The sequence below is a fragment of the Mesorhizobium sp. genome, assembly GCF_965229135.1.
In the GTDB taxonomy this organism is placed as follows: domain Bacteria; phylum Pseudomonadota; class Alphaproteobacteria; order Rhizobiales; family Rhizobiaceae; genus Mesorhizobium.
Genome location: NZ_OZ245860.1, coordinates 3,244,278 through 3,270,721 on the forward strand (window position 1 = coordinate 3,244,278; position 26,444 = coordinate 3,270,721).

General features: G+C 64.4%; 22 protein-coding genes. 9 read left to right on the forward strand and 13 right to left on the reverse strand.

Annotated elements, in window-relative coordinates; translation table 11 throughout:
• Positions 1–103 precede the first annotated feature (103 nt).
• The 4 genes from ACO07C_RS15340 to ACO07C_RS15355 all read left to right on the forward strand — a co-directional run bounded on the left by ACO07C_RS15340 (position 104) and on the right by ACO07C_RS15355 (position 3,476).
• Positions 104–883, forward strand: a complete 780-nt coding sequence (locus ACO07C_RS15340; RefSeq protein ID WP_421915004.1) for an alpha/beta hydrolase — start codon at positions 104–106, stop codon at positions 881–883.
• A 4-nt stretch (positions 884–887) separates the two neighbouring features.
• Positions 888–2,030 carry a benzoate/H(+) symporter BenE family transporter gene (locus tag ACO07C_RS15345; protein WP_421915006.1) on the forward strand — a complete coding sequence of 381 codons (1,143 nt, stop codon included), beginning with the start codon at positions 888–890 and terminating at the stop codon, positions 2,028–2,030.
• A 115-nt stretch (positions 2,031–2,145) separates the two neighbouring features.
• The gene (locus ACO07C_RS15350) at positions 2,146–2,619 is read left to right on the forward strand and encodes a DUF2852 domain-containing protein (protein ID WP_421915007.1); all 474 of its coding nucleotides are present in this window, start codon (positions 2,146–2,148) and stop codon (positions 2,617–2,619) included.
• A gap of 98 nt (positions 2,620–2,717) precedes the next feature.
• Positions 2,718–3,476 (forward strand): M48 family metallopeptidase, encoded by a 759-nt coding sequence (locus ACO07C_RS15355; protein ID WP_421915008.1) that lies wholly within the window; start codon positions 2,718–2,720, stop codon positions 3,474–3,476.
• A gap of 30 nt (positions 3,477–3,506) precedes the next feature.
• On the opposite strand, the gene ACO07C_RS15360 is transcribed toward ACO07C_RS15355, so the two are convergent.
• A complete protein-coding gene (locus ACO07C_RS15360; RefSeq protein ID WP_421915009.1) occupies positions 3,507–3,725 on the reverse strand; it encodes a hypothetical protein in 219 nt (72 codons plus the stop codon).
• Positions 3,726–3,839: 114 nt separating this feature from the next.
• Here ACO07C_RS15360 and ACO07C_RS15365 point away from each other — a divergent pair, with 114 nt between their 5' ends.
• The 5 genes from ACO07C_RS15365 to ACO07C_RS15385 all read left to right on the forward strand — a co-directional run bounded on the left by ACO07C_RS15365 (position 3,840) and on the right by ACO07C_RS15385 (position 9,109).
• Complete coding sequence (locus tag ACO07C_RS15365; protein WP_421917538.1) at positions 3,840–4,499, forward strand: phosphoribosylanthranilate isomerase; 660 nt, start codon at positions 3,840–3,842, stop codon at positions 4,497–4,499.
• Between the two features lie 86 nt (positions 4,500–4,585).
• Complete coding sequence (gene trpB, locus ACO07C_RS15370) at positions 4,586–5,806, forward strand: tryptophan synthase subunit beta (RefSeq protein ID WP_421915010.1); 1,221 nt, start codon at positions 4,586–4,588, stop codon at positions 5,804–5,806.
• 1 nt (position 5,807) lies between these two features.
• Positions 5,808–6,647, forward strand: a complete 840-nt coding sequence (trpA, locus tag ACO07C_RS15375) for a tryptophan synthase subunit alpha (RefSeq protein WP_421915011.1) — start codon at positions 5,808–5,810, stop codon at positions 6,645–6,647.
• Between the two features lie 93 nt (positions 6,648–6,740).
• Entirely contained in the window at positions 6,741–7,667 is a 927-nt protein-coding gene (gene accD / locus ACO07C_RS15380) for an acetyl-CoA carboxylase, carboxyltransferase subunit beta (protein ID WP_421915012.1), read from the forward strand.
• A 116-nt stretch (positions 7,668–7,783) separates the two neighbouring features.
• On the forward strand, positions 7,784–9,109 hold the full coding sequence (locus tag ACO07C_RS15385; protein ID WP_421915013.1) for a bifunctional folylpolyglutamate synthase/dihydrofolate synthase: 1,326 nt from the start codon (positions 7,784–7,786) through the stop codon (positions 9,107–9,109).
• Between the two features lie 16 nt (positions 9,110–9,125).
• On the opposite strand, the gene ACO07C_RS15390 is transcribed toward ACO07C_RS15385, so the two are convergent.
• From ACO07C_RS15390 to ACO07C_RS15445, 12 genes are all read right to left on the reverse strand, one after another.
• Positions 9,126–9,407, reverse strand: a complete 282-nt coding sequence (locus ACO07C_RS15390; RefSeq protein ID WP_227343825.1) for a cupin domain-containing protein — start codon at positions 9,405–9,407, stop codon at positions 9,126–9,128.
• Positions 9,408–9,611: 204 nt separating this feature from the next.
• Positions 9,612–9,932, reverse strand: coding sequence for a thioredoxin (gene trxA / locus ACO07C_RS15395; RefSeq protein WP_421915014.1), 321 nt, complete (start codon positions 9,930–9,932; stop codon positions 9,612–9,614).
• A gap of 74 nt (positions 9,933–10,006) precedes the next feature.
• Positions 10,007–13,525 (reverse strand): double-strand break repair helicase AddA, encoded by a 3,519-nt coding sequence (gene addA / locus ACO07C_RS15400; RefSeq protein WP_421915015.1) that lies wholly within the window; start codon positions 13,523–13,525, stop codon positions 10,007–10,009.
• Positions 13,522–16,644 (reverse strand): double-strand break repair protein AddB, encoded by a 3,123-nt coding sequence (addB, locus tag ACO07C_RS15405; RefSeq protein ID WP_421915016.1) that lies wholly within the window; start codon positions 16,642–16,644, stop codon positions 13,522–13,524. Before addB ends, addA begins: the two co-directional genes overlap by 4 nt.
• Entirely contained in the window at positions 16,641–17,369 is a 729-nt protein-coding gene (locus ACO07C_RS15410) for a nucleotidyltransferase family protein (protein ID WP_421915017.1), read from the reverse strand. The genes addB and ACO07C_RS15410 overlap by 4 nt, the downstream gene beginning before the upstream one ends.
• Positions 17,366–18,865: a tRNA (adenosine(37)-N6)-threonylcarbamoyltransferase complex ATPase subunit type 1 TsaE gene (gene tsaE / locus ACO07C_RS15415; RefSeq protein WP_421915018.1), complete on the reverse strand. Its 1,500-nt coding sequence runs from the start codon at positions 18,863–18,865 to the stop codon at positions 17,366–17,368. The genes ACO07C_RS15410 and tsaE overlap by 4 nt, the downstream gene beginning before the upstream one ends.
• 8 nt (positions 18,866–18,873) lie before the next feature.
• Positions 18,874–21,429, reverse strand: a complete 2,556-nt coding sequence (locus ACO07C_RS15420) for an ATP-binding protein (RefSeq protein ID WP_421915019.1) — start codon at positions 21,427–21,429, stop codon at positions 18,874–18,876.
• 199 nt (positions 21,430–21,628) lie between these two features.
• Positions 21,629–23,029, reverse strand: a complete 1,401-nt coding sequence (gene ahcY / locus ACO07C_RS15425; protein WP_421915020.1) for an adenosylhomocysteinase — start codon at positions 23,027–23,029, stop codon at positions 21,629–21,631.
• Between the two features lie 167 nt (positions 23,030–23,196).
• Positions 23,197–23,493: an HPr family phosphocarrier protein gene (locus ACO07C_RS15430; protein WP_227343832.1), complete on the reverse strand. Its 297-nt coding sequence runs from the start codon at positions 23,491–23,493 to the stop codon at positions 23,197–23,199.
• Positions 23,490–23,891 carry a PTS sugar transporter subunit IIA gene (locus ACO07C_RS15435; protein ID WP_421915021.1) on the reverse strand — a complete coding sequence of 134 codons (402 nt, stop codon included), beginning with the start codon at positions 23,889–23,891 and terminating at the stop codon, positions 23,490–23,492. The genes ACO07C_RS15430 and ACO07C_RS15435 overlap by 4 nt, the downstream gene beginning before the upstream one ends.
• Before the next feature lie 164 nt (positions 23,892–24,055).
• The gene (locus tag ACO07C_RS15440) at positions 24,056–24,517 is read right to left on the reverse strand and encodes an HPr kinase/phosphorylase (RefSeq protein WP_421915022.1); all 462 of its coding nucleotides are present in this window, start codon (positions 24,515–24,517) and stop codon (positions 24,056–24,058) included.
• A gap of 87 nt (positions 24,518–24,604) precedes the next feature.
• Positions 24,605–26,389: a stimulus-sensing domain-containing protein gene (locus ACO07C_RS15445; RefSeq protein ID WP_421915023.1), complete on the reverse strand. Its 1,785-nt coding sequence runs from the start codon at positions 26,387–26,389 to the stop codon at positions 24,605–24,607.
• Positions 26,390–26,444: the final 55 nt, after the last annotated feature.

A 26,444-nucleotide genomic window follows, 5' to 3' on the forward strand; every position in this document is an offset into this window, starting at 1 on the left:
CAGGAAATCACCTGATCGCGAGCCTGTACCAAGCAAAGAAAGAAGAAGGCTGCTTTTCGCCCGGGGCAAGCCTGTGCCAAAAGACCCGCGTGAGGAACTTGCCATGACACCCCCGACTTTTCTCGACGTTGACGGATCACGCATCGCCGTGCGCCATGCTGCGGGCACGCAACCGGGCATCGTATGGCTTGGCGGCTACAAATCGGACATGCTGGGCACCAAGGCCGAGACGCTGTCGAAATGGGCCGAGGAGCAGGGCCGCGCCTTCCTGCGTCACGATTATTCCGGCCATGGCGAATCGGGCGGCGCCTTTGCCGAGGGCACGATCTCGGCCTGGCTTTCGCAAAGCCTCGCGGTCTTCCGCCGTTTCACCACTGGCAAACAGATCCTCGTCGGCTCCTCGATGGGGGCCTGGATCGCGTTGCGCATGGTGCAGGAACTGCGCAAGGCAGGCGACGACCGTGTCGCCGGCATTGTGCTGCTGGCCCCGGCGCCGGATTTCACCGCCGAGCTGATCGAACCGGTGCTGACCGAGGCGCAGAAGCGCGATCTTGCGGAAAAGGGCTTCTTTGGCGAACCGTCTGAATATTCGACCGAGCCTTATATCTATACGCGTGCGCTGATCGAGGATGGCCGCGACAACCGGGTAATGACCGGGCCGATCGACACGCATTGCCCCGTCCACATCCTCCAGGGGCTGGCCGATCCCGACGTGCCGGCAAGCCATGCCTTGAAGCTGGTCAGCCTGCTGCCCGCGGATGACGTGACGCTGTCGCTCATTCCCGATGGCGACCACCGGCTGTCGCGGCCGCAGGATCTCGACATGCTGGTTCGCGCGGTGGGCGCCATGGCCGGCAGCGCAAAGACCGAGCAGGCGGGGTAAGCACATGCGCGTTTCGATCCCCGTATCCGCCTTCGTCGCCGCGATCGTCGGCTTTGGCGGCACGCTGGCCATTGTCATTGCCGCCGCCAAGGCGGTCGGCGCGACGCAGATCGAAACAGCGAGCTGGGTGACCGCCATCTGCCTGGCGATGGCGATCGAGAGCCTGTGGCTGTCATGGCGGACAAAAATGCCTGTTATCACAGCCTGGTCGACGCCGGGCCTGGCGCTGATCGCGGCGTCGAGCGGCTTTTCGATGGGCGAAGCCGTCGGCGCCTTCATCGTCACCGCCATCCTGCTGATCGCCACCGGGCTGTTTCGGCCGCTGACGCAGCTGATCTCCAGAATACCGCCCTCCGTGGCCTCGGGGATGCTGGCCGGCATCGTCGTCACCTTCGCCATCAACGCGGTGAAGACCGTTCCCGTCGACCCGTGGCTGATCCTGCCGCTGATCGCGGCTTTCTTCATCATCCGCCTGTTCAATCCAGCACTGTCGGTGCTGGCGGTTCTGGTGGGCGGCGGGCTTGCCGCCTTCCTGACCGGCCGTGTCGGCGGCCTGCCGACGCCAGAGCTTTCGACATTGACGCTGATCGCGCCCGACTTCACCGTCAAGGCGGTCATCGGCCTGGCGGTGCCGCTCTATCTCGTCACCATGGCGTCGCAGAACCTGTCGGGCCTCGCGGTGCTGCGTGCCGCCGGCTACGACCCCGAACCCGGCCCGCTGATCGGCATTACCGGGCTGTTTTCGCTGCTCTCGGCGCCTTTCGGCGCCGCGACGACAAATCTGGCGGCGATTTCGGCGGCGATCTGCACCGGGCCGGATGTCCATCCCGACCTTGGTGAACGCTGGAAGACCGGCCCTTTCTACGCGCTCGCCTATCTCATCTTCGCTATTTTCGGCGCTTCCCTGGTGGCGATCTTCGCCGTCCTGCCGCAGAGCCTGATCGTGCTGGTGGCCGGCCTGGCACTGATGGCGTCGCTCGCCAACGCGCTGTCGATCGCGCTGAAGGACGAGGGCGAACGCATGGCCGCCACCGTCACCTTTGTCGTCACCGCATCGGGGCTGACACTGTTCGGCGTCGGCGCCGCATTCTGGGGCCTGGTTGCCGGATTGGCATTGCTTTTCCTCGATATACTCAAAAAGCGATAATCATTTCAGAGCCTTGTCCGGTTTTGGCCGGACCTGTCTTGAATCGCCGTTTTTCCGATCCCATTTCGATTCCACGCAGCCAGATGGCTGTCTCCAACCGAAGGAATCGGAGAAAATGAACACATCCGCACTGATCCGTCCGGCCTGGACGCCGGCGACCATCGCGTTGATGGTCATCGGCTTCATGGTGTTCTGGCCGCTCGGCTTCGCCATGCTTGCCTATATTATCTGGGGCGACCGGCTCGATGGCTTCAAGCGCGACGTCAACCGGGCAACGGACGGCATCTTTGCCGGCTGCCGCCGCGGGTCCGACAAGGCCGCGCGCTGGGGTCATGGTGCCGCTCGCACCGGCAACGTCGCGTTCGATGACTGGCGCGAAAAGGAACTCGAACGGCTCAACGAAGAGCGCCGCAAGCTCGACGATATGCTGACCCAGTTCGATGACTACGCTCGCGAATTGCGCCGCGCCAAGGACCAGGACGAGTTCGACCGCTTCATGGCGGCCCGCAACAAGTCGACGGCTCCCACGACGACGGACACGACGACTAACAAGCGTGGCGGCAAGGGCTCGGGCCTGCTCGACGACTGAGACCAGCGACCGGCCACCGTACAAATGGCGGCGTCGCGAAAGCGGCGCCGTTTCTTTTTTGTTCTACTCGTTTCCTCGAATCGCGTAACGTTGCGCCAATGTCCTTCGGCTTCTTCCGCAATCTGACCAAGCCCAAGCCCGCGCCGGTCGAGGAGCGCGAGCATGTCGTCGCGGGCCGCTCGCTGCCGCTCAAGATCGTCGAAAACGACCGCGCGCGGCGGCTCACCCTGCGCATCGATTCCGGCGGCCGGGGCCTGCGCATCACCGTTCCGCCCGGCCTGCGCCGGGGCGAGGTGGAAAAATTCCTGCATCGGCATCAGGGCTGGCTGGAACAACGGCTGGCCAAGGTGCCAGACCGACCGCAGGTTCGGCCCGGCATCAAGATACCCCTGCGCGGCGTGCCGCATCTCATCGTCCATGAACCGGGCAAGCGCGGCACGGTCTCGGTCGAGAACGGCGGCGCTGGGCCGACGCTGGTCGTGCATGGCGACCGCATCCATCTGCCGCGCCGCATCGCCGATTTTCTCAAGCGCGAAGCCAAGCGCGAGATCGAGGCGCTGGTGCTGAAACACACCGGGACGCTGGGCAAGCGGGCCAAGGCGGTCCGCTTCAAGGACACGTCAAGCCGCTGGGGCTCTTGCACCTCCGACGGCAGCCTGTCGTTTTCCTGGCGCATCATGATGGCGCCGGCGCCGGTGATAAACTACCTCGTCGCGCATGAGGTGGCGCATCTCAAGGAGATGAATCACGGTCCGGACTTCTGGGCTCTTTGCGAAGAGCTTTGCCCTGACACCGAGCGCTGCAAGGCGTGGCTGAAACGCAATGGCGCCGCGCTGCAGGCAATCGTGTTCGAGTGATCCCGCGGGCCCGCGCAAGGCGGCATCCAATCAGTCATCATTCGCCGCGTTCAAGTCCTCAGGACGCAAGCCCTCGTCGGGATGGTGCGGCCAGGGCAGGAAATTGCTGTCGAAGGCATCGCCGCCGAAATAGTCGAGCGCGCGATGCGCCTCGGCGCCGTTGAACGCGGCCTTTTCCATCAGATGGGCGATGACCTCGTGCGCCTGCGCGATCTTCTGCCTGAGTTCGACGGCGGTTGTATCGGCCATGGTTCTCGTGCTCCCGTCTTGTCCTCTTCTGTTGGGAAGGTAGCGCTTTGTGCCGTTGCGGCAAACATGCGCTTTTTCTCGACTCTTTTGCCGTTTCGTGCCAATTCCCGCGCCATGGCGCTCGACATCAAGATTTGCGGGTTGAAGACCGACACGGCAATGGCCGCGGCACTGGCAGGCGGGGCCAGCCATGTCGGGTTTATTTTCTTCGCCAAGAGCCCGCGTTTCATCGAACCATCGGACGCCGGGCGCCTGCGCAAGGCGGCGAGCGGACGGACCAGGGCGGTCGCCGTCACGGTGGACGCCGGCGATGCGTTCCTGGACGGGATCGTCGAAAAGATGCAACCCGACATGCTGCAGCTTCACGGCTCGGAAAGCCCGGCACGGGTGGCCGAAGTGAAGACGCGCTACGGCCTGCCGGTGATCAAGGCGCTGTCGGTCAGCGAAGCCGCCGATCTGGAGCGGATAAGGCCCTTTGCCGGCATCGCCGACAGCTTCCTCTTCGATGCCAAGCCGCCGAAAGGCTCCGAACTGCCCGGCGGCAACGGCGTCTCTTTCGACTGGCGTCTTCTCACCGCCCTTGACGCTGGCGTCGATTACATGCTTTCCGGTGGGCTCAACGCCGCCAATATCGGCGATGCCCTTCGGCTAGCAAACCCGCCCGGAATTGACGTTTCCTCGGGCGTGGAGAGTGCGCCGGGCGTCAAGGATCCGGCGCTGATCGAACAATTCTTCCGGGCCGTCAGGGCTGCGACCGACAATCGCGCTGCCTGACGGATCGAACCAGAACATGTCCCGGCAGACCGGGAACCGTGCTTCCGACAAGGGCATGTTGCACATCAGGACGTAGGAGATCGGCGATGAACAAGCCGGCGACACCAAATTCCTTCCGCACCGGGCCCGACGAGCAGGGCATGTTCGGCATGTTCGGCGGCCGTTTCGTCGCCGAGACGCTGATGCCGCTGATCCTCGACCTGGAAAAACACTGGACGTTCGCCAAGACCGACCCGGCGTTCAAGGCCGAGGTCGAGCATCTCAACAAACATTATACGGGCCGTCCGAGCCCGCTCTATTTCGCCGAGAGGCTGACCGAGCACCTTGGCGGGGCCAAGATCTATTTCAAGCGAGACGAGCTCAACCATACCGGCTCGCACAAGATCAACAATTGCCTGGGGCAGATCCTGCTGGCCAAGCGCATGGGCAAGACGCGCATCATCGCCGAGACGGGCGCGGGGCAGCATGGCGTCGCGTCGGCCACGGTCGCCGCGCGCTTCGGCCTGCCCTGCGTCGTCTACATGGGCGCGACCGACGTCCAGCGCCAGGCGCCCAACGTATTCCGCATGAAGCTGCTCGGCGCTGAAGTGGTGCCGGTGACCTCGGGGCACGGCACGCTGAAGGACGCCATGAACGAGGCGCTGCGCGACTGGGTGACGAATGTCGACGACACCTACTACATGATCGGCACCGCCGCCGGCCCGCATCCCTATCCCGAGATCGTGCGGGACCTGCAGTCCGTCATCGGCCGCGAAACCAAGGAACAGATGCTGGAAGCCGAAGGCCGGCTGCCCGACCTGCTGGTCGCGGCGGTGGGCGGCGGCTCGAATGCCATCGGCCTTTTCCATCCTTTCCTGGACGACAAGGACGTCAAGATCGTCGGCGTCGAGGCCGGCGGCAAGGGCCTCGACGGCGAGGAGCATTGCGCGTCGCTGACCGCCGGCTCGCCGGGCGTGCTGCACGGCAACCGCACCTACCTGCTGCAGACCACGGACGGCCAGATCATGGAAGGCCATTCCATCTCCGCGGGTCTCGACTATCCCGGCATCGGTCCCGAGCATTCCTGGCTCAAGGAGGCAAACCGGGTCGAATATGTGCCGATCATGGATTCGGAGGCTCTCGAGGCTTTCCAACTCCTGACCCGGCTGGAAGGCATCATTCCGGCGCTGGAGCCGGCGCACGCGCTGGCCGAGGTGATCAAGCGCGCGCCGAAGATGGGCAAGGACCAGATCATCGTGATGAATTTGTGTGGCCGCGGCGACAAGGACATCTTCACGGTGGGCAAGATTCTGGGCATGGAGCTTTAGGATGACCACCCGCATCGACCGCCGCATGGCGAAACTCAAGGCAGAGGGCCGGCCAGCGCTCGTCACCTACTTCATGGGCGGCGATCCCGACTACGACACCTCGCTGTCGATCATGAAGGCGTTGCCGCGCGCCGGAAGCGACGTCATCGAACTCGGTATGCCCTTCTCCGACCCGATGGCCGACGGACCGGCGATCCAGGCGGCTGGGTTGCGGGCGCTGAAGGCCGGCCAGACGCTGGCCAAGACGCTGAAAATGGCCTCGGAATTCCGGACCGGCGACAATGAAACGCCGATCGTGCTGATGGGCTACTACAACCCGATCTATGTCTATGGCGTCGAGCGTTTCCTGAAGGACGCGCTGGCCAGCGGCGTCGATGGCCTGATCGTCGTCGACCTGCCGCCGGAAATGGACGAGGAACTGTGTATTCCCGCCCTCAAGGCAGGCATCAACTTCATCCGCCTGGCAACGCCGACGACCGATGACGAGCGCTTGCCCAAAGTGCTGCAGAACACGTCGGGCTTCGTCTACTATGTGTCGATGACAGGCATCACCGGGTCGGCGCTGGCCGATACCGGCAAGGTGGCGACAGCGGTCAGGCGCATCAAGGGCCACACCGACCTGCCGGTCTGCGTCGGCTTCGGCGTGAAGACCGCCGAGCAGGCGCGCACCATCGGCGCCAACGCGGACGGAGTGGTCGTCGGCACGGCGATCATCAATGCGGTCGCCAATGTGCTGGGCCCCAATGGCGAGAAGACGGCCGATCCGGCCGAGGCCGTGGCGACGCTGGTCAGCGGGCTTGCGCAAGGCGTGCGCTCGGCCCGCCTTGCTGCCGCCGAATAATCTTCCTAGATCAAGTCGGTGCATGTCGCCCAAAACCGGTTCTTATTTCCGGGCGACACGCACTAACTCTTCGTCAGGACAGGAGCCGAAGCGATGAACTGGATCACCAACTACGTTCGCCCGAGGATCAATTCGATGCTCGGCCGGCGTACCGACATGCCCGAGAATCTCTGGATCAAGGATCCGGAGACCGGCGAGATGGTCTTCCACAAGGATCTGGAGTCGAACCAGTTCGTCATCCCGTCCTCCGGCCATCACATGAAGATCTCGGCCAAGGAGCGGCTGAGATTCTTCTTCGATGACGGCAAGTACGAGACCCTGGAAAACCCCAAGGTCATGCAGGATCCGCTGAAGTTCCGCGACGAGAAACGCTATGTCGACCGCCTGAAGGACGCCAAGGCCAAGACTGGCCTGGAAGACGCGATCATCAATGCGCTGGGCACAATCGAGGGCCTGCCGGTGGTGGTGACGGTGCAGGATTTCGCGTTCATGGGCGGCTCGCTCGGCATGGCCGCCGGTGACGCCATCGTCCATGGTTTCGAAGTGGCCTTGCAGCGCAAGCGGCCGATGATCCTGTTCGCGGCCTCGGGTGGCGCGCGCATGCAGGAAGGCATTCTCTCCCTCATGCAGTTGCCGAGAACCACGGTCGGCGTCGACCGGCTGAAGGAAGCCGGCCTTCCCTACATTGTGGTGCTGACCAATCCGACCACGGGCGGCGTCACCGCTTCCTACGCGATGCTGGGCGACGTGCACATCGCCGAACCCGGCGCGCTCATCGGCTTTGCCGGCCCCCGTGTGATCGAACAGACCATCCGCGAAAAACTGCCGGACGGCTTCCAGCGCTCCGAGTACCTGATGGAGCACGGCATGGTCGACATGGTCGTGTCACGGCTGGAGATGCGCGCCACGATCGCGCGGCTGCTGAAGATGCTGCTCAAGATGCCCGAAGCGCAAAAGGCGCCGGAGCCGGAAATACTGCCGCCTTCGGTGATCCCGGCCGAGGCACGCCCGCAAGCCTGACGCGACACGAAACGCCGCGAACCGAGATTGCACCGGAGCCGTGGCGCTGTAGCTTTTGGTTGCCTTGGTCTTTTGCGAAGCCGATTCTGGTTTCCGGGCCTTGCAAGGATTATGTCATGACGACGCTCGCCGCGGACCGCGAAATCGAAGCCCTGATGGCGCTTCACCCGAAAGGCTTCGATCTTTCGCTTGACCGCATCACGCGGCTGCTGGAGCGGCTCGGCAATCCGCAGGACCGGCTGCCGCCGGTGATCCATATCGCGGGAACCAACGGCAAGGGCTCCTGCGCCGCCTTTTCGCGCGCATTGCTGGAATCCGCCGGCTACCGCGTCCACGTCCACACGTCGCCGCATCTGGTCCACTGGCACGAGCGTTACCGTCTGGCCGCCGATGGTGGCGGCAGGCTGGTAGAGGACAGGGTTTTCGCCGATGCCATAGCCCGTGTCGCCAGGGCCAATGAAGGTGAGAAGATCACCGTCTTTGAGATTCTCACCGCTGTCACTTTCCTGCTGTTTTCCGAGCACCAGGCCGATGCTGCCATCATCGAGGTCGGCCTCGGCGGCCGCCTCGACGCCACCAATGTCATCAAGGAGCCGGCTGTTTCGGTGATCATGCCGGTGTCGCTCGATCACGAGGCCTATCTCGGCGACCGTGTCGAACTGATCGCTGTCGAAAAGGCTGGGATCATCAAGCGCGGCTGTCCGGTGGTCATCGGCGCGCAGGAAAGCGAACCGGCGCTGCAGGCGATTATCGAAACCGCCGAGCGTCTGGAATGCCCCAGCTTCGTCTACGGCCAGGATTTCCTCGCCTATGAAGAGAACGGCCGCATGGTCTATCAGGACGAGGACGGATTGATGGATCTTCCCCCACCACGCCTGCCGGGGCGCCACCAGTTCGCCAACGCGGCGGCGGCTATCGCGGCGGTCAAAGCGGCAGGGTTTGAGATCAGTCATCGCGCGGCCGAAAAGGCGATGACCAATGTCGCATGGCCCGGCCGGATGCAGAAACTGGTGCAAGGCCGGCTGGTCGAACTGGCGCCGAAGGGCGCAGACATCTGGCTCGACGGCGGCCACAATCCGGGCGCCGGAGTGGTGATCGCCGAGGCGCTGGCCGAGCAGGAAGAAAAGAACCCGCGTCCGCTATTCCTCATCTCTGGGATGATCAACACCAAGGACCAGACTGGGTATTTCCGTGCCTTCAAGGGCCTGGCACGTCATGTCTATACGGTGCCGGTGAGCATGAGCGAGGCCGGTGTGCCGAATGACGAATTGGCTATCCGCGCCACGGAGGCCGGGCTGACGGCCGAGCCAGTCAGTTCAGTCGCCAACGCATTGATGCTGCTGCGCGACACCTGGGATGGGCCACCGCCGCGTATCCTGATCGGCGGATCGCTCTATTTCGTCGGCGCGGTCCTGGCCGAGAACGGCACGCCACCGACTTGAGATCGTCTGAGCAGCGCTACTTCAGCTCGATCTCGATAAACGCATATTCGCCCTCATTGGCGCTAATGACGTCATGTTCGACGCCTTCCTTGCGGAAATAGGGCGCGCCCTTCTTCATCTCGGCGAAGGACTCGCCGTCCTTGGTCAACAGCTTCACCTTGCCGTCCATCAGCGGCACGACGACATAGTCGTGGCCATGGCGGTGCCAGCCGGTGTTGTCGCCCGGAGCGAAGCGGTATTCGGTGACGATGACGCGCTCATTGTCGATGAAGACGGTGGCCTTGGCGGATCCGGTCATATCGTTTCTCCCTGCTTCTGCTGCCAACAGATGACATGGAGTGGCCTGACGTGAGGGCCAGAGCGGCCCAGCGCATGACCCAGAAAACGGATCGATTTTCTGAAGGCTCATGCGCCAAATCCAATTGCTACAGCGGCGCTGTAGGTGACGCCAACAAAAAGCTCGGCGCGAGGCCGAGCTTTTTCAATCCGAATTTTCAGGCGATCAGAGGTTGCCGTTGATCCAGTGCGACAGCGCTGTCTTCGGCGCCGCGCCGACCTTGATATCGGCCCTTTCGCCACCCTTGAAGATCATCAGCGTCGGAATCGAGCGCACGCCGAATTCGGCCGCGAGTTCGGGATTCTCGTCGATGTTCAGCTTGGCGATCTTCACCTTGCTGCCGAGTTCGTTGGCGATCTCTTCCAGAGAAGGGGCGATCTGCTTGCAAGGACCGCACCATTCCGCCCAGAAGTCAACCACGACCGGTACGCTGGCGTTAAGCACATCGGCCTGGAAATTGCTCTTGTCGACCTTGACGGTGGCCATACGGAAATCCTTTCGAGAGTTTTTGTCCCACCAAATGTGGTGGTGATCCAGCCCTTCTTCAAGCAGGTGTTGTGTCACGCTCCTGTGAGTCGAGCAAGGGCATCGTCCATTGCAGCCGTGGGCAATTCGATCAGCCGTGGTGCTTCGGTGAACAGCAACGCCGCCGAGACCTCCCGACCCGGGTAAAGTGGCTGGAGCAATGCCCGATAGAGCGCCAACTGGAGGACATAAGCCGGAGGGACTTCGTCCAATGTGACCGGCGCTGGCCGGTTGGTCTTGTAGTCGACGATCGAAACCTTGTCCGGCGTCACAGCCAGCCGGTCGATCTTGCCGGATATCGACCGTTTCCTGCCCTTCACCTCGAGGCTGCCCATGATGGACACTTCGGCGCGCGACGCTGGCGCGAACAGCTGCAGGAAGCGGCTGTCGGTGAGGATCGCCTCCACCGAGGCCAAAGCCTTTTCCCGCTGAATATCCGTCCACTGCGCGCCGGCGCGGGCAAGATAGCGTTCCGCGGCGCCCCGGCGTTCGCTCTCAGCTATTCCGGGCAGCATCTGCAGCAATTTGTGGAGCGCCAGCCCCCTCATCACGGCAAAGCCTGGCTCAGCCTCGATGTCCAGCACCGGGGAGCTGGTATCGATTTCGCCCTGTTTCTCCTCCTCGATGAGGGCCGACGCGCCGGACGGCGACAGCGGTCTCGGCAGGTCTTCGTAGGGCGGCAAAGGCCGAAACAGCGATGCCGGCAATGGTGCGAAATCATCGGCTTGCCGGGTTTCCCCGCCGGATGCCAGCGCAACCGGCGGCAATTTCGTCACACGAAACCGGTGCACGGGTTCGCCATTGGCGGGATGACCCCGCTGTTCGCTTTCAGGGGCGCCGACCAGCGCGCGGCTGACGATCGAATGCCAGGTGCCGGCGTTCGGCGCGCGCTTGCCGTGATAGCCGCAGACGATCAATCGGTCCTCGGCGCGGGTCATGCCCACATAGAGCAGCCGGCGATACTCATCATCGGCCAGTTCGCGGGCACGAGCGGCGGCGGCCTTCGAGAAACCATTGGCGACGTCGCTGGCCGAACGCCAGAGATAGCCCTTGCCGCTCCAGTATCCCCCGGAGACTTCGAAGGGCATCAGCCGCGGCAGATGCTGGTCACTGAACGGGGCTGAACCGCCATCGACCAGAAACACCACCGGTGCCTCCAGGCCCTTGGCGGCATGCACGGTCATCACCCTGACCTCGTCGCGGGTCTGGTCCATCTCGCGCTTGATCTCGGGGCCGGCATTCTCCAGCGTGGCCAGGAAAGATTCCAGTCCGGGCAGGCCGGTTCGTTCCTCGGCCAGACAGAAGCTCAGGAATTCGTCCAGGATATCGCCCGCTTCCGGCCCCAGCCGCGCGATCATCTTCTTGCGAAGCCCGTCGCGGGCAAGCGTGCCGGCATAGAATTCGAACACCGGCTTGAAGGCGGCCTCGCCAATCCAGGTGTCGAGCTGGCTTACGACCTTGGCCAGATGCTCGTCCGCATCCACATGCGCACGCAACGAGGCGATGAGCGAAAGACCCGGCGACCGCTCGCCGGCAAGCCTGAACAGCACTTCTTCGGAAACATCGAAGATCGGGCTGCGCAGCACGGCCGCGAGCGACAGGTCGTCCTGCGGCTGGATCAGGAAATGGCCGAGGGCGATCAGATCCTTCACGGCGATATGGCCGGGCAGGCTCAACCGATCGGCGCCGGCCACGGGGATATCGCGGCGCTTCAGCGCCCGCGTCAGCGCGTGGACGAAGCGGTCGCGCTTGCGCACCAGCACCAGCACATCGCCGGGGCGAAGCGTCTTGCCACGGCCCTCGATGACCTCACCGGAGCCGATCCAGCCGGCAATGGTCGCGGCGACGTGTTCGGCAACACGAACCGCCGGTGCATGGGCATGGTCGATAGCCTGCGTCCAGTCATCGGGCTCGTCGACGACATCGGCGCCGACCGACGGCCAGACCTCGACATAGCCCGGCGCATCGTTGCGGATCGCCTTGTGGTCGAGCGGATCGGGATCATGACTGATGCCGCGCCGCACCCCCGGCTCGGCGAAAACGCGGTCGACCGCGGCCAGGACATCATAGGTCGAGCGAAACGACCAGGTCAGCTTGAGATCGGCAAAGGAGGCATTGGCTTCGCGCACGCGTCCGGCAAACAGAAGCCTGCTGTCGGCAAAGGAATCGGGCGCCGCGCCCTGGAAGGAATAGATCGACTGCTTTTCGTCGCCGACGGCAAAGACCGTGCGGTGAACATGATCGCGTGCGCCCTGGCCGGCGAAGAACTCTTCGGCCAGCCGCTTCACAACTTCCCACTGGTCGGGACTGGTGTCCTGCGCCTCGTCGAGCAGGATGTGGTCGATGCCCTGGTCAAGCTTGTATTGCACCCAAGGGCCAGCGTCCGGCCGCGCCAGCAGGTTGACCGTGCGGGTGATGAGATCGTTGAAGTCGAGAAAGCCGCGCCCGCGCTTCAGTTGCTCGTAGCGGGCGATCAGCCAGTCGGCGATGGTCAGCGCGGCGCGCGTGCCTTCCAGCATCCGGAACAGTGCCAGCCGATCGACTGTTTCCACGATTGCCGTGGTTGCCGAAAGATAGCGTTCCGGCAGGTCCGGAAGTCGGTCCACGAGGGCCTTCTTGAAGGCCTTTGCCGGATCGTAGGCATCGCCATCGGCCTTGAGGAACGCCCTGGACAGCAAGTGCAGGCGGCGCACCGGATCGCTTTCGGCGAAAGCCAGCCGCGCATAGGGCAAGATGTTGTTCAGCACGATGCGTGCATCGGCTGCTTCCGCCGCCTGGGCGAAGCCGGCAAAATAATCCCGCGGGAAGCCGGGCAGCGGCCAGATCGAAGCGGCTATGTCCGGTGCGGTCACGCCGGCGCGGAAATCGAACTCGTCGAACAGGGCCTGAAAGTCGTTGCCGCCGTGCCCTGCCATGTCGATGAAGCCGCGCAAGCCATCGCGCTTGCGCACGATCTCCGCCAGCAATGCGTCGAGCCCGGCTTCGCCGCCACGCTCCAGGACCGTGGCGAAGGCCTCGGCGAGCGCCACATCGCCAGCCGTGGTGCCCGAGATCATCTCGCGGCGGGCGGCCGCGAAGAGCGACGCCTCCATCTGGCTGTCGAGCATTTCGAAATGCGCGGCGATGTTGGCCTCGAGCGGGAACTGGTGCAGCACCGATTCGCAAAAGGCGTGGATGGTCTGGATCTTCAGCCCGCCCGGCGTTTCCAGCGCCTCGGCGAACAGGCGGCGCGCGCGGCGCATGGTATCGCGATCGGGCCGCCGCCCTTCGAGTGCCTCAACCTTCGTCGCAAGCTCGTTATCGCCAAGCGTCGTCCATTCCGACAGGGTCGAGAAGACGCGATTCGACATGTTGGCGGCGGCGGCGCGGGTGTAGGTGAGGCAGAGGATCTTCGACGGATCGGTGCCGCGCAGCAAAAGCCGGATGACGCGTTGCGCCAGAACGTGCGTCTTGCCGGAACCGGCATTGGCCGACACCCAGGCGGAATTGTCGGGATCGGCCGCGCTCGCCTGGCTGGCCACCGTGTCGGTTGGAATGGGGTAGGCCTTCTTCACGCCTCCCCTCCCTCGTCACCGGCATCGCCGCCCGCCGACCATTCCAGCACGCGGGCGAGATGGTCGTAATCGCCATCGGTCTCGCCTTCGCGGAACGGCAGCGCTCGCGACAGATAGCCGGTTTCCGGATCCCGATAGTGGATCAACAGCTGTTCCAGCCGCGCCCAGGCATCTTCGGCGAGATCGGCGGCGGTGCGCGGCTTGCGGTTGTAGTCGAGGATCGATTCCTCGAAGACCTCGCCATTCGGCTTGAGCCGGACGAAAGCCAGTTCCGATGGCTCGCGCGCGCCGAGCCCCTTGAAGGCGCCACGCCTCAGCAGCGCGCCTTCAAGCGCCAGTTGCGGCGCCAGCAGCGTATGCGCCTGCGCCTTGGACGGCGAGGAGCCGGTCTTGTAGTCGAGAATATCAGCCATGCCGCCTGCCAGGAGGTCGACACGATCGGCATAGCCGGACAGTGTCACGCCGGACCGGCCGACACCGGTCTTCTCGGCACGCTCCTCGGCATGCCGTCGTATCACCGCTACGGCACGGGTACGCTCCCATTCGATGATGCTGTCGGCGAGTTTCTCGAAACGCGGCCACCACACGGCTTCGACATCGGCGGGAAGTGCCGCCTCGGCAAAGCAGGCACGGCCGGCGGCGAGGAGTCCGTCCAGCGCGTCGGACGCACGCGGGTCGGCCACTCTCGCCGAGAACAGGTGCAAAATAGCATGAAACAGCGTGCCGCGCTCGGCGGCGCCGGGATCACCGATAACCGGATCGAGCGGCATCAGGCGCAGTATCCGGCGCGCATAGACAGCGTACGGGTCGCGGCGCAGCGTCTCAATCTCGGTGACCGAGAAATGCCGTGGCCGCACCGCCAGCGGCGGCTTCGGCTGTGGGCGCGGCGCGAAATCCTGCTTCTCGCCGCCATCGAGCGTGCGCGCCCAGGCCAGCAATTCGTCGCCGCGCCGACGCAGCACCGCCGCGTGATCCCTGCCTATGAAGGTGAGGATGCGCTGCAGCCAGCGCGACGGCACCGCCGGTGCGTCGCCCGAACGGGCCGAGCGCGACAGAACGACCTTCTTCGCTCCCATGGCCATCTGGAAATCGTGCGCGGCAAGGCCGATGCGCCGTTCCGGCGGCTCAAGATCGATGCCGGTTTTCATCAGCCGCGACATGAAGCGATCGCCTTCCGGCTTGCGCGGCCAGACACCTTCGTTGAGGCCTCCGATGATCAGCGTGTCGACATTCTGCAGACGGGCTTCAAGCGCACCCCAGATGGCGATGTTGCGGTCGGTGCCTTGCGCCGGCTTGACCGTTTCCGGCGCGATCAAGGCATCCATCACATCCGGCCATTCGTCGGCCGCGAAGGAAAACGGTGTCGACACCGCGATCAGCCCCCGCAGCAGGTCGGCCAGCTTTTCGCCGGCGTCACCCGCATAGAGCTCGCTCAGGCTGCCGTCCGCCACCCGGCCCAGGCTTTCGAGCGCCGTGACGCTGGTGCGGACCAAAGTGGCAAGATCGGCATCCGGCAGGCCGCGCAAGGCGGCCAGCGGCGCCAGTGCCTCGGCAAGGCGATTGTGCAGGTCGCGCGCCTGCTCGATGCCCCCAACCGTCAGCCGGGAGAACCAGAATGGTTGCCGGGTTTCGCCGGCAAGACCCGTGAGCCGGGCCTCGAACAGGTCCGGCAGCGATGCGATGTCGGGACGACCGGTACCGCCGCGCAACGCCACCAGTTCGATGATCCCGGCGGCCTGGCGGACTGTCGTTCGTTCAAGCCCGAGACCAAGCAGGGGGTGTTTCAGCAGCGACAGCAGGCCGACGGGATCGCCGGGCCGGAACACCGCCTGAAGCGCCAGCCTGAGCAGGCTGGCGGCGGGCGTGTTGGCGAGCGGCGCGCCGCCCGAATCATCGGCGACCACGCCAAAGCGCAGGAGCTCGGACGAGACCCGCCGCGCCAGCGCACGGTCGCCGGTAACCAGCGCGGCACTCTGGCCGGGCTGTTCGACCGCGCGTCTGAGCGCAATTGCAATCGCCACGGCTTCATCGCGCTCGGAGGCGGCCTCCAGCAGCGTCACGTCGGTGAACGCCTCGGCAATGTCACCGGCTTCGAAGCCGGCGCGCGTGTCGGCCCATAACTCAGTGGTCTCGGCCGGCCGCAAGGCCTCGCCGACCACTTCGGCGCGCACTACCAGCTGCCTTGGCACGACACCTATCTCGTCGACGTCGTCGCGCAGCACGCCGATCTTGCCGATCAGTCTGGCCAGGCCGTATTGCGGGTGGCCAAGCAGTGCCGGGCGCGCGCCGGGCGCGGCAATAGCTTGGTAGGACGGCTCATCCAGCTTGCGGTCGAGGCCAGGCAACACGATGGCTCCGCTGGGCAGGCGGGCGATGACGGAAAGCAGTTCCGCGGTGGCGGGGATCGAGCCGGTGGAGCCCGCGGCAATGACGGGACCGGCGGGCGGATTGCGTTTCAGCCGCGCCGATTCGTGCTCGATCAAGGCGCTGCGGTGGGCAGCCGGGTTGGAACGATCGCTCTCGGCCAGGAACTTCGGCCAGGCGTCGGTGACGATGCTCAGGAAATCGAGCGTCACCTGCCACCATCCTGCAAGATTGCCGGTCGCCAGATCGCCGAGTTTGGTCCAATCCGCGCCTTCCGTTTCGATCTCGTCCATCAAACCGGCGAGGTCGCGCGCCAGCCAGATCGCGTCGGCGGAGGAGGCTGGCACGACGACTTCCTCGTTGAACAGGGCAGCGACATGCGCCGGCAGACGGCGCTTCCAGGCGCGGACCAGCGGCGCGAGCAGCAACAGCCGTTCGAGGGAGGCGATCGGCGGGGCGATGTCGATCGCCGCGGACGCCTCGGCCTCGAAGGCAGCCTCGTCCTCATCGAACTCGCCGAGGGGGCGAATGACCGGCAGGATGGCCGAGCGGCCGCCAAGAAGGTCGACGAAAACGCCACGCAGCGCGCGTGCGGCACGGCGCGTCGGCACATAGATGGTGACGTCGGCCAGAGCGAGCGGGTCGCCGTCGAAGCTAAAGCCGGGAACAAGGCGGCCGCCAAGCAGCGCCTCGGCAAGCGTCGGCAGAAACGGCGCTCCGGGCGGGATCGAGAAAACGCGGCTTGAGCCGCTCATCGTGACTCGTCTAGGGCGCCGGCGACCGCCGCTTCCGCGAGCGGAATGGCATCGGGCGTGCCGACGGTGATCCAGTGGCCCTGCATCGGCATGCCGAACAGGCGGCCGGCGGCGATGGCGGTGTCGAAATACGCGTTCAGCGAATGTGGGCCGACGGGTGCGTGCTTGAACATGCGCGGATGGACGATCGCCGCCCCGGCATAAATCAGCCCCGCCGGATCCCCCTTCGAACGCCGCAAGGCGCCATCCGGCGCCACCAGGAAATCGGTGCTGCCGCAGTGTCCGGTTGCCTGATGGAGATCCGCCAGCATCAGCAGAATATCCATTTTCGCCGCGTCCCACGCAAGGGCGAGCCGCTGGAGGTTGAGCGGTCCCTGGTCGATCCAGAACGTGTCGGCATTGAGGATATAGAAGGGCTTCTCGCCCAGCTCCGGCAATGCCTTGACGATACCGCCGGCGGAATCGAGAAGCCGCTCGCTCTCGTCGGAAATGATGATCTTCGGCACTCGGCGCGCCGCGACATGGGCAACGATCTGCTCGGGGAAATAATGGACGTTGACCACCGCCTTGCCAATGCCGGCCGCGGCCAGGCTGTCGAGACCCCAGTCGAGCAAGGTCTTGCCGGCTATCCTGACCAGGGGCTTCGGAATGGTGTCGGTGATCGGCCGCATGCGCTTGCCCAGTCCGGCGGCGAGCACAATCGCGGTGTCTGGTCCTGCAGTCACAGCGCTCGCTCCTCCAGCAGACCGTGCTCGCTGTAGAAATCCCGCAGCCCAGCCAGAGCCGGATGCGCCAGCGCCCGCCGCAGATAGTCGCGGATGCGCGGCAGGTGTTTCAGATAATAGGGTTTGCCGTCGCGCTTTTCGAGACGGACGAAAATGCCGAGGATCTTGGAATTGCGCTGCGCCGCCATGATCGCGTAGGCCTCCAGGAAGCCTGCTTCCTCAAAAGCACCGGCCGCGTGGCGCGCGGCGACATAGGCGTCGACGGTGCCCTTCTCGATGTCGGCGGAGATCGTCACACGGGCATCCATGGCGAGCGAGGCGAGGTCATAGGCCGACGGGCCGATCAGCGCGTCCTGAAAATCGACGATGCCCAGCCGGTCATGGCCGCAACGGTCCCCGCGCCAGATGATGTTGGGCGAGTGGAAATCGCGCAGCATCAGCGTGTATTCGCTGCCAGTCAGGCGATCGAGGACTATATTCCATTCACGTTGGTAGCCGGCGCGAAGGGCATCGCCGGCCGGACTGCCCGATATTGCCGGCACATACCAGTCCACCAGGAGATCGGCTTCGATCATCATCGCGGCGCGGTCGAAGGGCGGGACGTAATGGAACGTGCCCTGCCCTGCTGTCATCCGTTCCGGCCATTGCTTCCCATGCATCATGGCCAGAAGTTCGGCCGCGGCGGCGTAGCGCTCGGCCACTGGCTGGCCCTGCTCGCCCAGAAATCCCTCGGAACCGAGATGATCGAGCAGGAGAAATCCCTGATCCTGATCCTCGGCATAGATCCGGGGCACGCTGACGCCGCCCGCTTCCAGAGCCCGGTCGATGGCGACGAAGGCCGAGACGGACTGCGCGGTGTGTGCGATCTCAGCATAGGGCTTGCCGTCCCGAACGGGCGGCCCAAGCACCAGCCTTGGCGAATTCATCAGCACGCGCGGCGCGAAATCGCCCAGTGAAACGACTTCATAGGAGCGGGCCGAAGCGTCGCCGACGAAGTGGCGTCGTTGCGCCCCGCCCCAACCCGCCCGAACGAGAAAGTCACGCATGGCGAGGGACCGCGCGATGCGTTCGAAGGCCGGGCCAGACCCCGAGAGCCGCGCGAGACGGCCGGCGCCATCATGGTCGAGTTCGATCAGGATTGTCGTCCCGGGCAAATAGGCCTCCGCCCGTTCCGGCCATTCGACCAGGACGGCACCTTGCGACAGCGCATCGTCAAAGCCCAACTCGTCAAGCTCGGCGGCCGAGGAAAGGCGATAGAGGTCGAAATGATGGACGGGAATACGGGTGTCATAGCCCTGGACCAGGGTGAAGGTCGGGCTCGGCACGTCAAGGCCGGCATCATCGGCCAGTGCCCTGATCAGGGCACGCGCCAGGGTCGACTTGCCGGCGCCGAGATCGCCCTTGAGGGCAAGCACGTCACCGGGGCGCAGGGCTATGGCAAGATCCTCGCCCAGCCGCGCCGTCTCCGATTCGTCGGCCAGCAAACGCTCCAGCATCGGCACCGCTACTCAGCCGCGGCGCGGATGCCCGGCGTGTCGGGGAAGGTACAGATGACGGTCGTACCCTTGTCCCTGCCGGTCTCGATGCGGACGCTGCCGCCATGCAGTTCGACGAAACTCTTGACGATCGACAGGCCGAGGCCGGCACCGCGACGGCGGCCGCCATTGGTTCGCGGCTCGAACCGGCGGAACACCGAATCGAGCACGTCTGGCGGCATGCCGGGTCCGTCATCGTGAACAGAGAACTCAACGCCCTGGGCGAGTTGACGGCAGGATAGGATGATGGTGCTCGCTTCCGGCGCGTAGTTCACGGCGTTGCTCAGCAGATTGTAGAGGATCTGGCGCACGCGGGTCTCGTCGCCATGGAACGTCTTCGGCGCGGCGGCCGCATCGACCTCGAGCTTGATCGAATGCTCTTCCAGCCGGTCGGCGACGAGGTCGGCGGCGGCACTGATGGTCCGGTCGACATGCACTTCGGAAATGTCGAGCTGCATGATGCCGGCATCGACCGTGGCAAGGTCCAGTATGTCGTTGACGATGGTGAGCAGGACCGCCGACGATGAGCCGACATGTCCGACATATTCACGCTGCTTCTGGTTCAGCGGCCCGGTCGACGGCAGCGCGAGAAGCTCGGTGAAGCCGATGATGTTGGTGAGCGGCGAGCGCAGTTCGTAGGAAACGTGCTGCACGAACTCATTCTTGAGCTGGTCGGATTTTTCCAGCGCCTCGTTCCTGTCCTTCAACGCCCTCTCGACATGGACGCTGTCGGTGACATCGACAAAGGTCATCATCACCTGCCCGTTGGGCAGCGGGATCATGGCGTAGCTCAGCACATTGCCGTTGTTGAGTTCGGTCTGGCCGTGGCGGTCGCGGCGTTCATCGTCGAAGCCGGTGATCGCGGCAACGAAGCTGCCCCAGGGGTTGTCGGCCGCGCGCTGGCTGCAGAGATCGCGGATGGTGGAGACGTGGACATTCGGCTTGGCAACGTCGTCGCTCAAACCCCAGAGCGCCGCGAAAGCCGGGTTCGACAATCTCAGCCTCCCGTCCGGACCGAAGACGGCCACGCCCTCGGCAAGGTTATCGAGCGTTTCGCCCTGGACGCGCACGGCTGTCTGGTAGCGGCTTTCGAGATCCATCTTCTCGGTCAGGTTCTCGAACACCCAGGTCACGCCGCCCTTGGGTTGCGGGTTGGCGACCACGCGGATGGTCTTTCCATCCGGCAGGTGCCACCAATGTTCCTGCGATTCGACGGCGCGGTAGGCGCTGAGCAGGCCTTCCTTCCACCGGCGCCATTCGGGTTGCTCGGCGAGCTTGCCTTCGCTGCGCAACCGGTCGAGCAGCAAGGCGTTGTCGGGTGCGCTGTGGAGGAAGCCGCTGTCGAGGCCCCAGAGCTTCTGGAACGCCTGGTTGAAGAAGCGCAACTTCTCGTCGGTATCGAAGATCGCGACGGCGGTGTTGAGCTGGTCGAGCGTATCCGCATGGCTTCGCACCGTGCGCTCATATTCGCCGCGAATGGTCTCGATGGCGCTGGTGTCGTAGGCGAGGCCCGCCGAACCGTCGGCACCGGCGACATCCGTGACGGCGAACATGCGACGGTCGCCGCCGATGACGGTGGACAGCGTCTGTTCGAAGACCGAACGTGAGTTGTGTTGCGCGACGATGGCATCGCGCGCCTGGCCGCCCAGGAACTCCTTGGCGTCGCGAACGGCGGCCTCCGGGTTTTCCGCCTCGACCGCGTCGGCATAGGCGCGGTTGACCCATTTCAACCGCCCATCCGTGCCGCGCAGCCATGTCGGCATCTTCAACGCGTCAAGCAGGCCGATCATGGTCTCATAGTCGGCGGCAAGGCGCTGGTTTTCGATTTTCAACCTGGCCTGGCTGCGCTGCGTTTCGGAGAGCGAGACGAAACGCACCAGCACATGCGCGGCGCTCTTGCGCCCATGCACTTCGAGCGGTGCGCCCGCCTGCGATTCGATGACGAGATCGAAGGACTTTCCCTTCTCCCGCAACGCCGCGACGGCGTGCTCGAGCGCCGCCGCCGAGCGCGGCATCAGCCAACGACCGAAAGCGAGGAAGGCGCCGCGATCTTCCGGCGCGCCGCTCTCGACCGGTAAAGTGCCGACAAGCTCCGGCTTCTTGTTCTCCGAAGCCCAGACCACCACGCGCTGGTCGCGCATGTTGAGCAGCGCTTCCGAGCGCCGCAGGGCGGCGTTGACATCGGCGATGCGGGTCCTGAGGTCGAGGTTCTCGGCCGAGGTGCGCGCCCTTTCGCGGATGAGGACGACGGCCGAAAGGAGCGCTGCCCCCATCACGCCGACGAACACGGCAAGCTGCATCACCTCGACGGTGCTGAAGGCGGGCCCGGCCTGCTTGGCACCGGCGGCCTGCGCATACGCAACCGCGCCAAGAAGCGGGCTGGCGAGCGCGGACGTGGCAAGAAACGTACCCGCGCGGGCGCGCCATGAAAGCTTCCCGCCGGTCAAGGCGGAGCCGATGGTCCCCGAATCGTCATGGCCGCCGGAAACGGCCCGTCCCGCCTTGTGCGGGTGTTGCCCCGGCATGTCTTGGTCCTCTCCGCCGCCTGAATGCAAGACCGCCCTGAAGCGCGCCTCTCCGTGCCCTCGTGAGGTTGGAGGCGTCGCGAATCACCTGACAATAACCCCTCGCCGAATCGCCGTGAAGGCGCATAGCGCGCAAAAATAAAGCCGGGCGAAATGTCAATCGCCCGGCTTCAATATCTGGTAGCAAATTCAGGTTTGGTTAATAGCGGTAGTGTTCCGGCTTGAACGGGCCCTGCTGGGTGACGCCGATATAGGCGGCCTGTTCCGTGGAGAGTTCGGTCAGGCGCGCGCCGAGCTTGTCGAGATGCAGACGAGCGACCTTTTCGTCGAGATGCTTGGGCAGCACGTAGACCTGGTTCTGGTACTGACCGGGCTTGGTGAACAGCTCGATCTGGGCCAGCACCTGGTTGGTGAAGGATGCCGACATGACGAAGCTCGGATGGCCGGTGGCGTTGCCGAGATTGAGCAGACGACCTTCCGACAGCAGAATCATGCGCTTGCCGTCCGGGAAGGTGATCATGTCGACCTGCGGCTTGACGTTGGTCCACTTCAGGTTGCGCAGCGCGGCGACCTGGATCTCATTGTCGAAGTGGCCGATATTGCCGACGATCACCATGTCCTTCATCTGGCGCATGTGATCGAGGGTGATGACGTCCTTGTTGCCGGTGGTGGTGATGACGATGTCGGCTGTCGGAGCGGCGTCTTCCAGCGTGACGACTTCGAAACCGTCCATCGCCGCCTGCAAGGCGCAGATCGGGTCGACTTCGGTGACCTTGACGCGGGCGCCGGCGCCCTTGAGCGAGGCAGACGAGCCCTTGCCGACGTCGCCGTAGCCGCAGACGACCGCGACCTTGCCGGCCATCATCGTGTCGGTGCCGCGGCGGATGCCGTCAACCAGCGATTCCTTGCAGCCATACTTGTTGTCGAACTTCGACTTGGTGACGGAGTCGTTGACGTTGATCGCGGGGAAGGGCAGCAGGCCCTTCTTCTGCAGCTGGTAAAGCCGGTTGACGCCGGTCGTGGTCTCTTCGGTGACTCCGCGGATGGCCTCCTTCTGCTTGGTGAAGAAGCCGGGCGAAGCCTTCATGCGCTTCTTGATCTGCGCGAACAGGATTTCCTCTTCCTCGCTGCCCGGATTGGACAGCACATCCTCGCCGGCCTCGGCGCGGGCGCCGATCAGGATGTACATGGTGGCATCGCCGCCATCGTCGAGGATCATGTTGGAGGTGCCGCCATCGGCCCACTGAAAGATGCGGTCGGTGTAGACCCAGTAGTCCTCCAGCGTCTCGCCCTTGATGGCGAATACCGGGATACCGGCCTCGGCAATCGCCGCCGCCGCGTGGTCCTGGGTCGAGAAGATGTTGCACGAGGCCCAGCGGATGTCGGCGCCAAGCGCCTTCAGCGTCTCGATCAGCACCGCCGTCTGGATGGTCATGTGCAGCGAGCCGGTGATGCGCGCGCCCTTGAGCGGCTTCTTGTCGCCGAACTCTTCGCGGCAGGCCATCAGGCCCGGCATTTCGGTTTCGGCGATCTCGATTTCCTTGCGGCCCCAGCCGGCAAGCGAAATGTCGGCGACCACATAGTCCTTGCTACCCGTCATGGCAGTGCTCCGATTGCAAATTGGTTGCGGGCGCGCCCAGCCCATAGGGCGTGTTGAAGGGCGCTAATTGCCGGCTTGACTAGCAGATCGGGGCTCTGGCGACAATGGGATATAAAGAAATCTTTATCCCTGCATGTGTCTCGGGCATGCTCTGGCGGTGGAGAGGATCAGCATTCCTCGCCGAAGCGGGAGGCAACCAACTGCTCCAGCGCGTCGATGACCTGCAGGGCTTCCGGTCCGCTCGCCGTGACGCGGATGGAGTAGCCGGGGCTCGCCGCCAGCATCATCAGCCCCATGATCGAGGTGCCGCCAACCTTGACGCCGTCCTTCTCGACATGGACCGAGGCGTTGAAGCCGCTGGCAAGCTGAACGAACTTTGCCGAAGCGCGAGCATGCAGGCCGCGTTGGTTGACGATCGGAAAATCCCGGACGATCTGATCTTTTTCCGGGGATAGCGCGTTCATTTGCTGCTCAAAAGCTGGCTTGCCACGTTGATGTATTTACGGCCCGCCGCCTGCGCTTCGTCAAGCGCGGCCATCATGTTGTCGCCCTTGCGGATCGAGGACAGCTTGATAAGCATCGGCAGGTTCATGCCGGCGATGACCTCGGTGCGGCCGGATTCCATCACCGAAATGGCAAGATTGGAAGGCGTACCGCCAAACATGTCGGTCAGCACGATGACACCCGCTCCGGTGTCGACCCGGGCGACGGCGTCGATGATGTCGCGGCGACGCTGCTCCATATCGTCGTCGGCGCCGATCGCCACGGTCTCGAAATTGTCTTGTGGCCCGACGACATGTTCGACGGCATGTCGGAACTCGGTGGCCAGTTGACCGTGCGTCACAAGCACGAGTCCGATCATTCTTTGGTGGCTCCCGTCATCGCCGCTTCACAGGCGCATTTTATGCTCGCCAGCCATTCCAGGCGGCGGGAGCGCTATCTTGTCGACGCGAGGCGCGTTGACAAGCCCAAAATTGCGAAGGCGCTGGCCATTTTGACGCATTGCAGCAAGAAATCGGAAGCGGATCATAAAAATGGCACGATCGACAGTCGTGCCGTCACCGCCTGCAAGGCGGCCGAGACGCCGCGCCGGACAAGATCGATCCGCGACACTGGACAGCCGGCGATGAGGTCGCAGGCGTCCTCCTGAAACCTGTCCATTTCTCCTTCTTCCACCAGCCGCACGTGAAGGTCGATGACCGCAGCCGATTCGTATGGAAGAGGCCTGGGGCCGATGCCCGCCACTTCGGCGAGGCCAGCTATGGCCAGGGGTGCCCGGCAGACCAGACGCCCGGCACGACCGTCGACAATGAGTTGGTCGTCGCCGATGAGGCGCGAGAACAGACCGCGCTGGCCAAGATGGGAGATGAGGGCCAGCGCCAATGTTGTCTTGCCGGAGCCGGAGGGGCCGGTGATGAGGATGCCGCGATCGCCGGCAAGCAGCGCCGTTGCATGAATATAGTCGGGCTGAACGGCCGGTTCAGGCATTTGCGTTCATGCCATCACGATCATGCACAGTCTTGAGCCTTGCACGCCCGGTGAGGCCGCTTTGCCAACGGCGCCTCCGGTTCAGGCTCATGCTTCCGCCGGCAAGGTGACGACGAAACGCGCGCCCTTGATTTCACCGGGTTTGGTGCCCGGTATGTTCTCGGCGGTCAGCGTGCCGCCATGGGCTTCGACGATCTGCCGGCTGATCGACAGGCCCAGGCCCGAGTTCTGGCCGAAGGCCTCGCCGGCAGGCCGATCCGTATAGAAGCGCTCGAAGATACGATCGATGTTGTCGGCGCGGATACCGGGTCCATTGTCGTCGACGGTGACGATGTTGAACTTGCCGGCACGCGCCAGCGACAGGCTGATATGGCCGCGCTCATCGGGAACGAAGGAGCGGGCGTTCTCTATAAGGTTGGTGATCACCTGGCCGATGCGCAGGTCATGGCCGACGACGAAGTAGCCCTTGACGCCCTGCGGCAGCTTGGCCACCTTGAGCTCGATCTCGACGGCCTTCTTGTTACGCGTCGCCTCGCGTGAAACGGCGACGAGATCGGTGATGAACTTCTTCAGGTCGACCGTGCCGGCATCTTCGCGCGCGAGTTCGGCGTCGAGGCGGGAGGCATCGGAGATGTCGGTGATGAGACGGTCGAGCCGCCTGACATCGTGCTGGATGATCTCCATCAGCCGGCTGCGCGAATTGTCGTTCTTGGCCAGCGGCAAGGTTTCAACCGCGCTGCGCAGCGACGTCAGCGGGTTTTTCAGCTCATGCGAGACGTCGGCCGCGAAGCTTTCGATCGCCTCGATGCGGGCATACAGCGCATTGGTCATGTCGCGCACCGCGATCGACAGATTGCCGATCTCGTCCTGGCGGTCGGAGAAATCCGGGATTTCCTCGCGGCTCTTGACGCCGCGCCGCACGCGGACCGCCGCCGCCGACAGGCGGCGCAGCGGGTTGGCGATGGTGGATGCCAGCAGCATCGAGAGGATGGCGGTGACAAGAGCGGCGATGCCGAAGACGCGCAGGATCGCCTTGCGCTCGGCGGCGACGATCTTGTCGATGTCGCCGCCTTCGGTCGACAGCATCAGCACGCCGAGGACGGCGCGGAAACGCTGGATCGGTACGGCCACCGAGACGATCTGCTCGCCCTGCTCGCTGACGCGCACGATGGTCGACGGGCTGCCGGTCAGCGCCTTGATCACTTCGGGGAAGGCAGCGCCGTTGCCGCCCGGCTGCTCGTGATAGACGGGCAGTTCGGTGTTGCGGAAGAAATCGAAGATGAATTTCTGGATGCGCTCGACGAGATCGGGCTGCTCCTCGTCCACCGGCGGCAGGTCGTAGCGAAGGATCTGGCCGCGCGAATAGAGGTGGCGGGAATCGAGCAGCAGGTTGGCATCACGGTCGTAGATGCGGGCGCGCGTGCGCGTCGGCGAGATCAGCCTTCGCAGCACTGGCGCCACCCGTTCCGGATTGATCGGGAAATCCAGGTTGTCGAGCTGGTCCGAGCCAGGACCAAGGCTCTCGCCAGCCTGCAGTTCAAGCAGTTTTTCGGGGTCGATGCTGATCGAATCCGTCTCGACCGTCGCCGACGCGGCGATGGCGCCTGCAATGATTTCGCCCTGCGTCATCAGGCTTTCGACGCGGGCATCGATCAGCCCGTCGCGGAAGGTGTTGAGGTAGAGAATGCCGATGACGAGGACGGCGAGACCGGCGAGGTTGAGGAAGAGGATGCGCCGCGTCAGGCTCGAAAAGATGTGATGGCCGAGAAAGCGGCGCATCGGTACCGTGAATTTCGACACGAACGACGGCATGATGCGCGACGGCCGCCTGGCGGCGCCCGCCGGTCTTGTTCGCTGTGCCTCCACTGCCATCGAATAGCAGGCCCTGCCTAATCTCTAACGCTGGATATCGTCGTGCGACACGTAT

Bases quoted from the DNA above. Each gene is read 5' to 3' on its own strand.
- ACO07C_RS15430 (WP_227343832.1), bottom strand. From the start codon at position 23,493: ATGAACGCGCTATCCCCGGAAAAAGATCAGATCGTCCGGGATTTTCCG.
- ahcY (WP_421915020.1), bottom strand. From the start codon at position 23,029: ATGACGGGTAGCAAGGACTATGTGGTCGCCGACATTTCGCTTGCCGGC.
- trpA (WP_421915011.1), top strand. From the start codon at position 5,808: ATGACCACCCGCATCGACCGCCGCATGGCGAAACTCAAGGCAGAGGGC.
- ACO07C_RS15440 (WP_421915022.1), bottom strand. From the start codon at position 24,517: ATGCCTGAACCGGCCGTTCAGCCCGACTATATTCATGCAACGGCGCTG.
- ACO07C_RS15340 (WP_421915004.1), top strand. From the start codon at position 104: ATGACACCCCCGACTTTTCTCGACGTTGACGGATCACGCATCGCCGTG.
- tsaE (WP_421915018.1), bottom strand. From the start codon at position 18,865: ATGCTGGAGCGTTTGCTGGCCGACGAATCGGAGACGGCGCGGCTGGGC.
- ACO07C_RS15365 (WP_421917538.1), top strand. From the start codon at position 3,840: ATGGCGCTCGACATCAAGATTTGCGGGTTGAAGACCGACACGGCAATG.
- ACO07C_RS15445 (WP_421915023.1), bottom strand. From the start codon at position 26,389: ATGGCAGTGGAGGCACAGCGAACAAGACCGGCGGGCGCCGCCAGGCGG.
- accD (WP_421915012.1), top strand. From the start codon at position 6,741: ATGAACTGGATCACCAACTACGTTCGCCCGAGGATCAATTCGATGCTC.
- ACO07C_RS15345 (WP_421915006.1), top strand. From the start codon at position 888: ATGCGCGTTTCGATCCCCGTATCCGCCTTCGTCGCCGCGATCGTCGGC.
- trxA (WP_421915014.1), bottom strand. From the start codon at position 9,932: ATGGCCACCGTCAAGGTCGACAAGAGCAATTTCCAGGCCGATGTGCTT.
- addB (WP_421915016.1), bottom strand. From the start codon at position 16,644: ATGAGCGGCTCAAGCCGCGTTTTCTCGATCCCGCCCGGAGCGCCGTTT.
- ACO07C_RS15350 (WP_421915007.1), top strand. From the start codon at position 2,146: ATGAACACATCCGCACTGATCCGTCCGGCCTGGACGCCGGCGACCATC.
- ACO07C_RS15420 (WP_421915019.1), bottom strand. From the start codon at position 21,429: ATGCCGGGGCAACACCCGCACAAGGCGGGACGGGCCGTTTCCGGCGGC.
- ACO07C_RS15390 (WP_227343825.1), bottom strand. From the start codon at position 9,407: ATGACCGGATCCGCCAAGGCCACCGTCTTCATCGACAATGAGCGCGTC.
- ACO07C_RS15360 (WP_421915009.1), bottom strand. From the start codon at position 3,725: ATGGCCGATACAACCGCCGTCGAACTCAGGCAGAAGATCGCGCAGGCG.
- ACO07C_RS15355 (WP_421915008.1), top strand. From the start codon at position 2,718: ATGTCCTTCGGCTTCTTCCGCAATCTGACCAAGCCCAAGCCCGCGCCG.
- trpB (WP_421915010.1), top strand. From the start codon at position 4,586: ATGAACAAGCCGGCGACACCAAATTCCTTCCGCACCGGGCCCGACGAG.
- ACO07C_RS15435 (WP_421915021.1), bottom strand. From the start codon at position 23,891: ATGATCGGACTCGTGCTTGTGACGCACGGTCAACTGGCCACCGAGTTC.
- ACO07C_RS15385 (WP_421915013.1), top strand. From the start codon at position 7,784: ATGACGACGCTCGCCGCGGACCGCGAAATCGAAGCCCTGATGGCGCTT.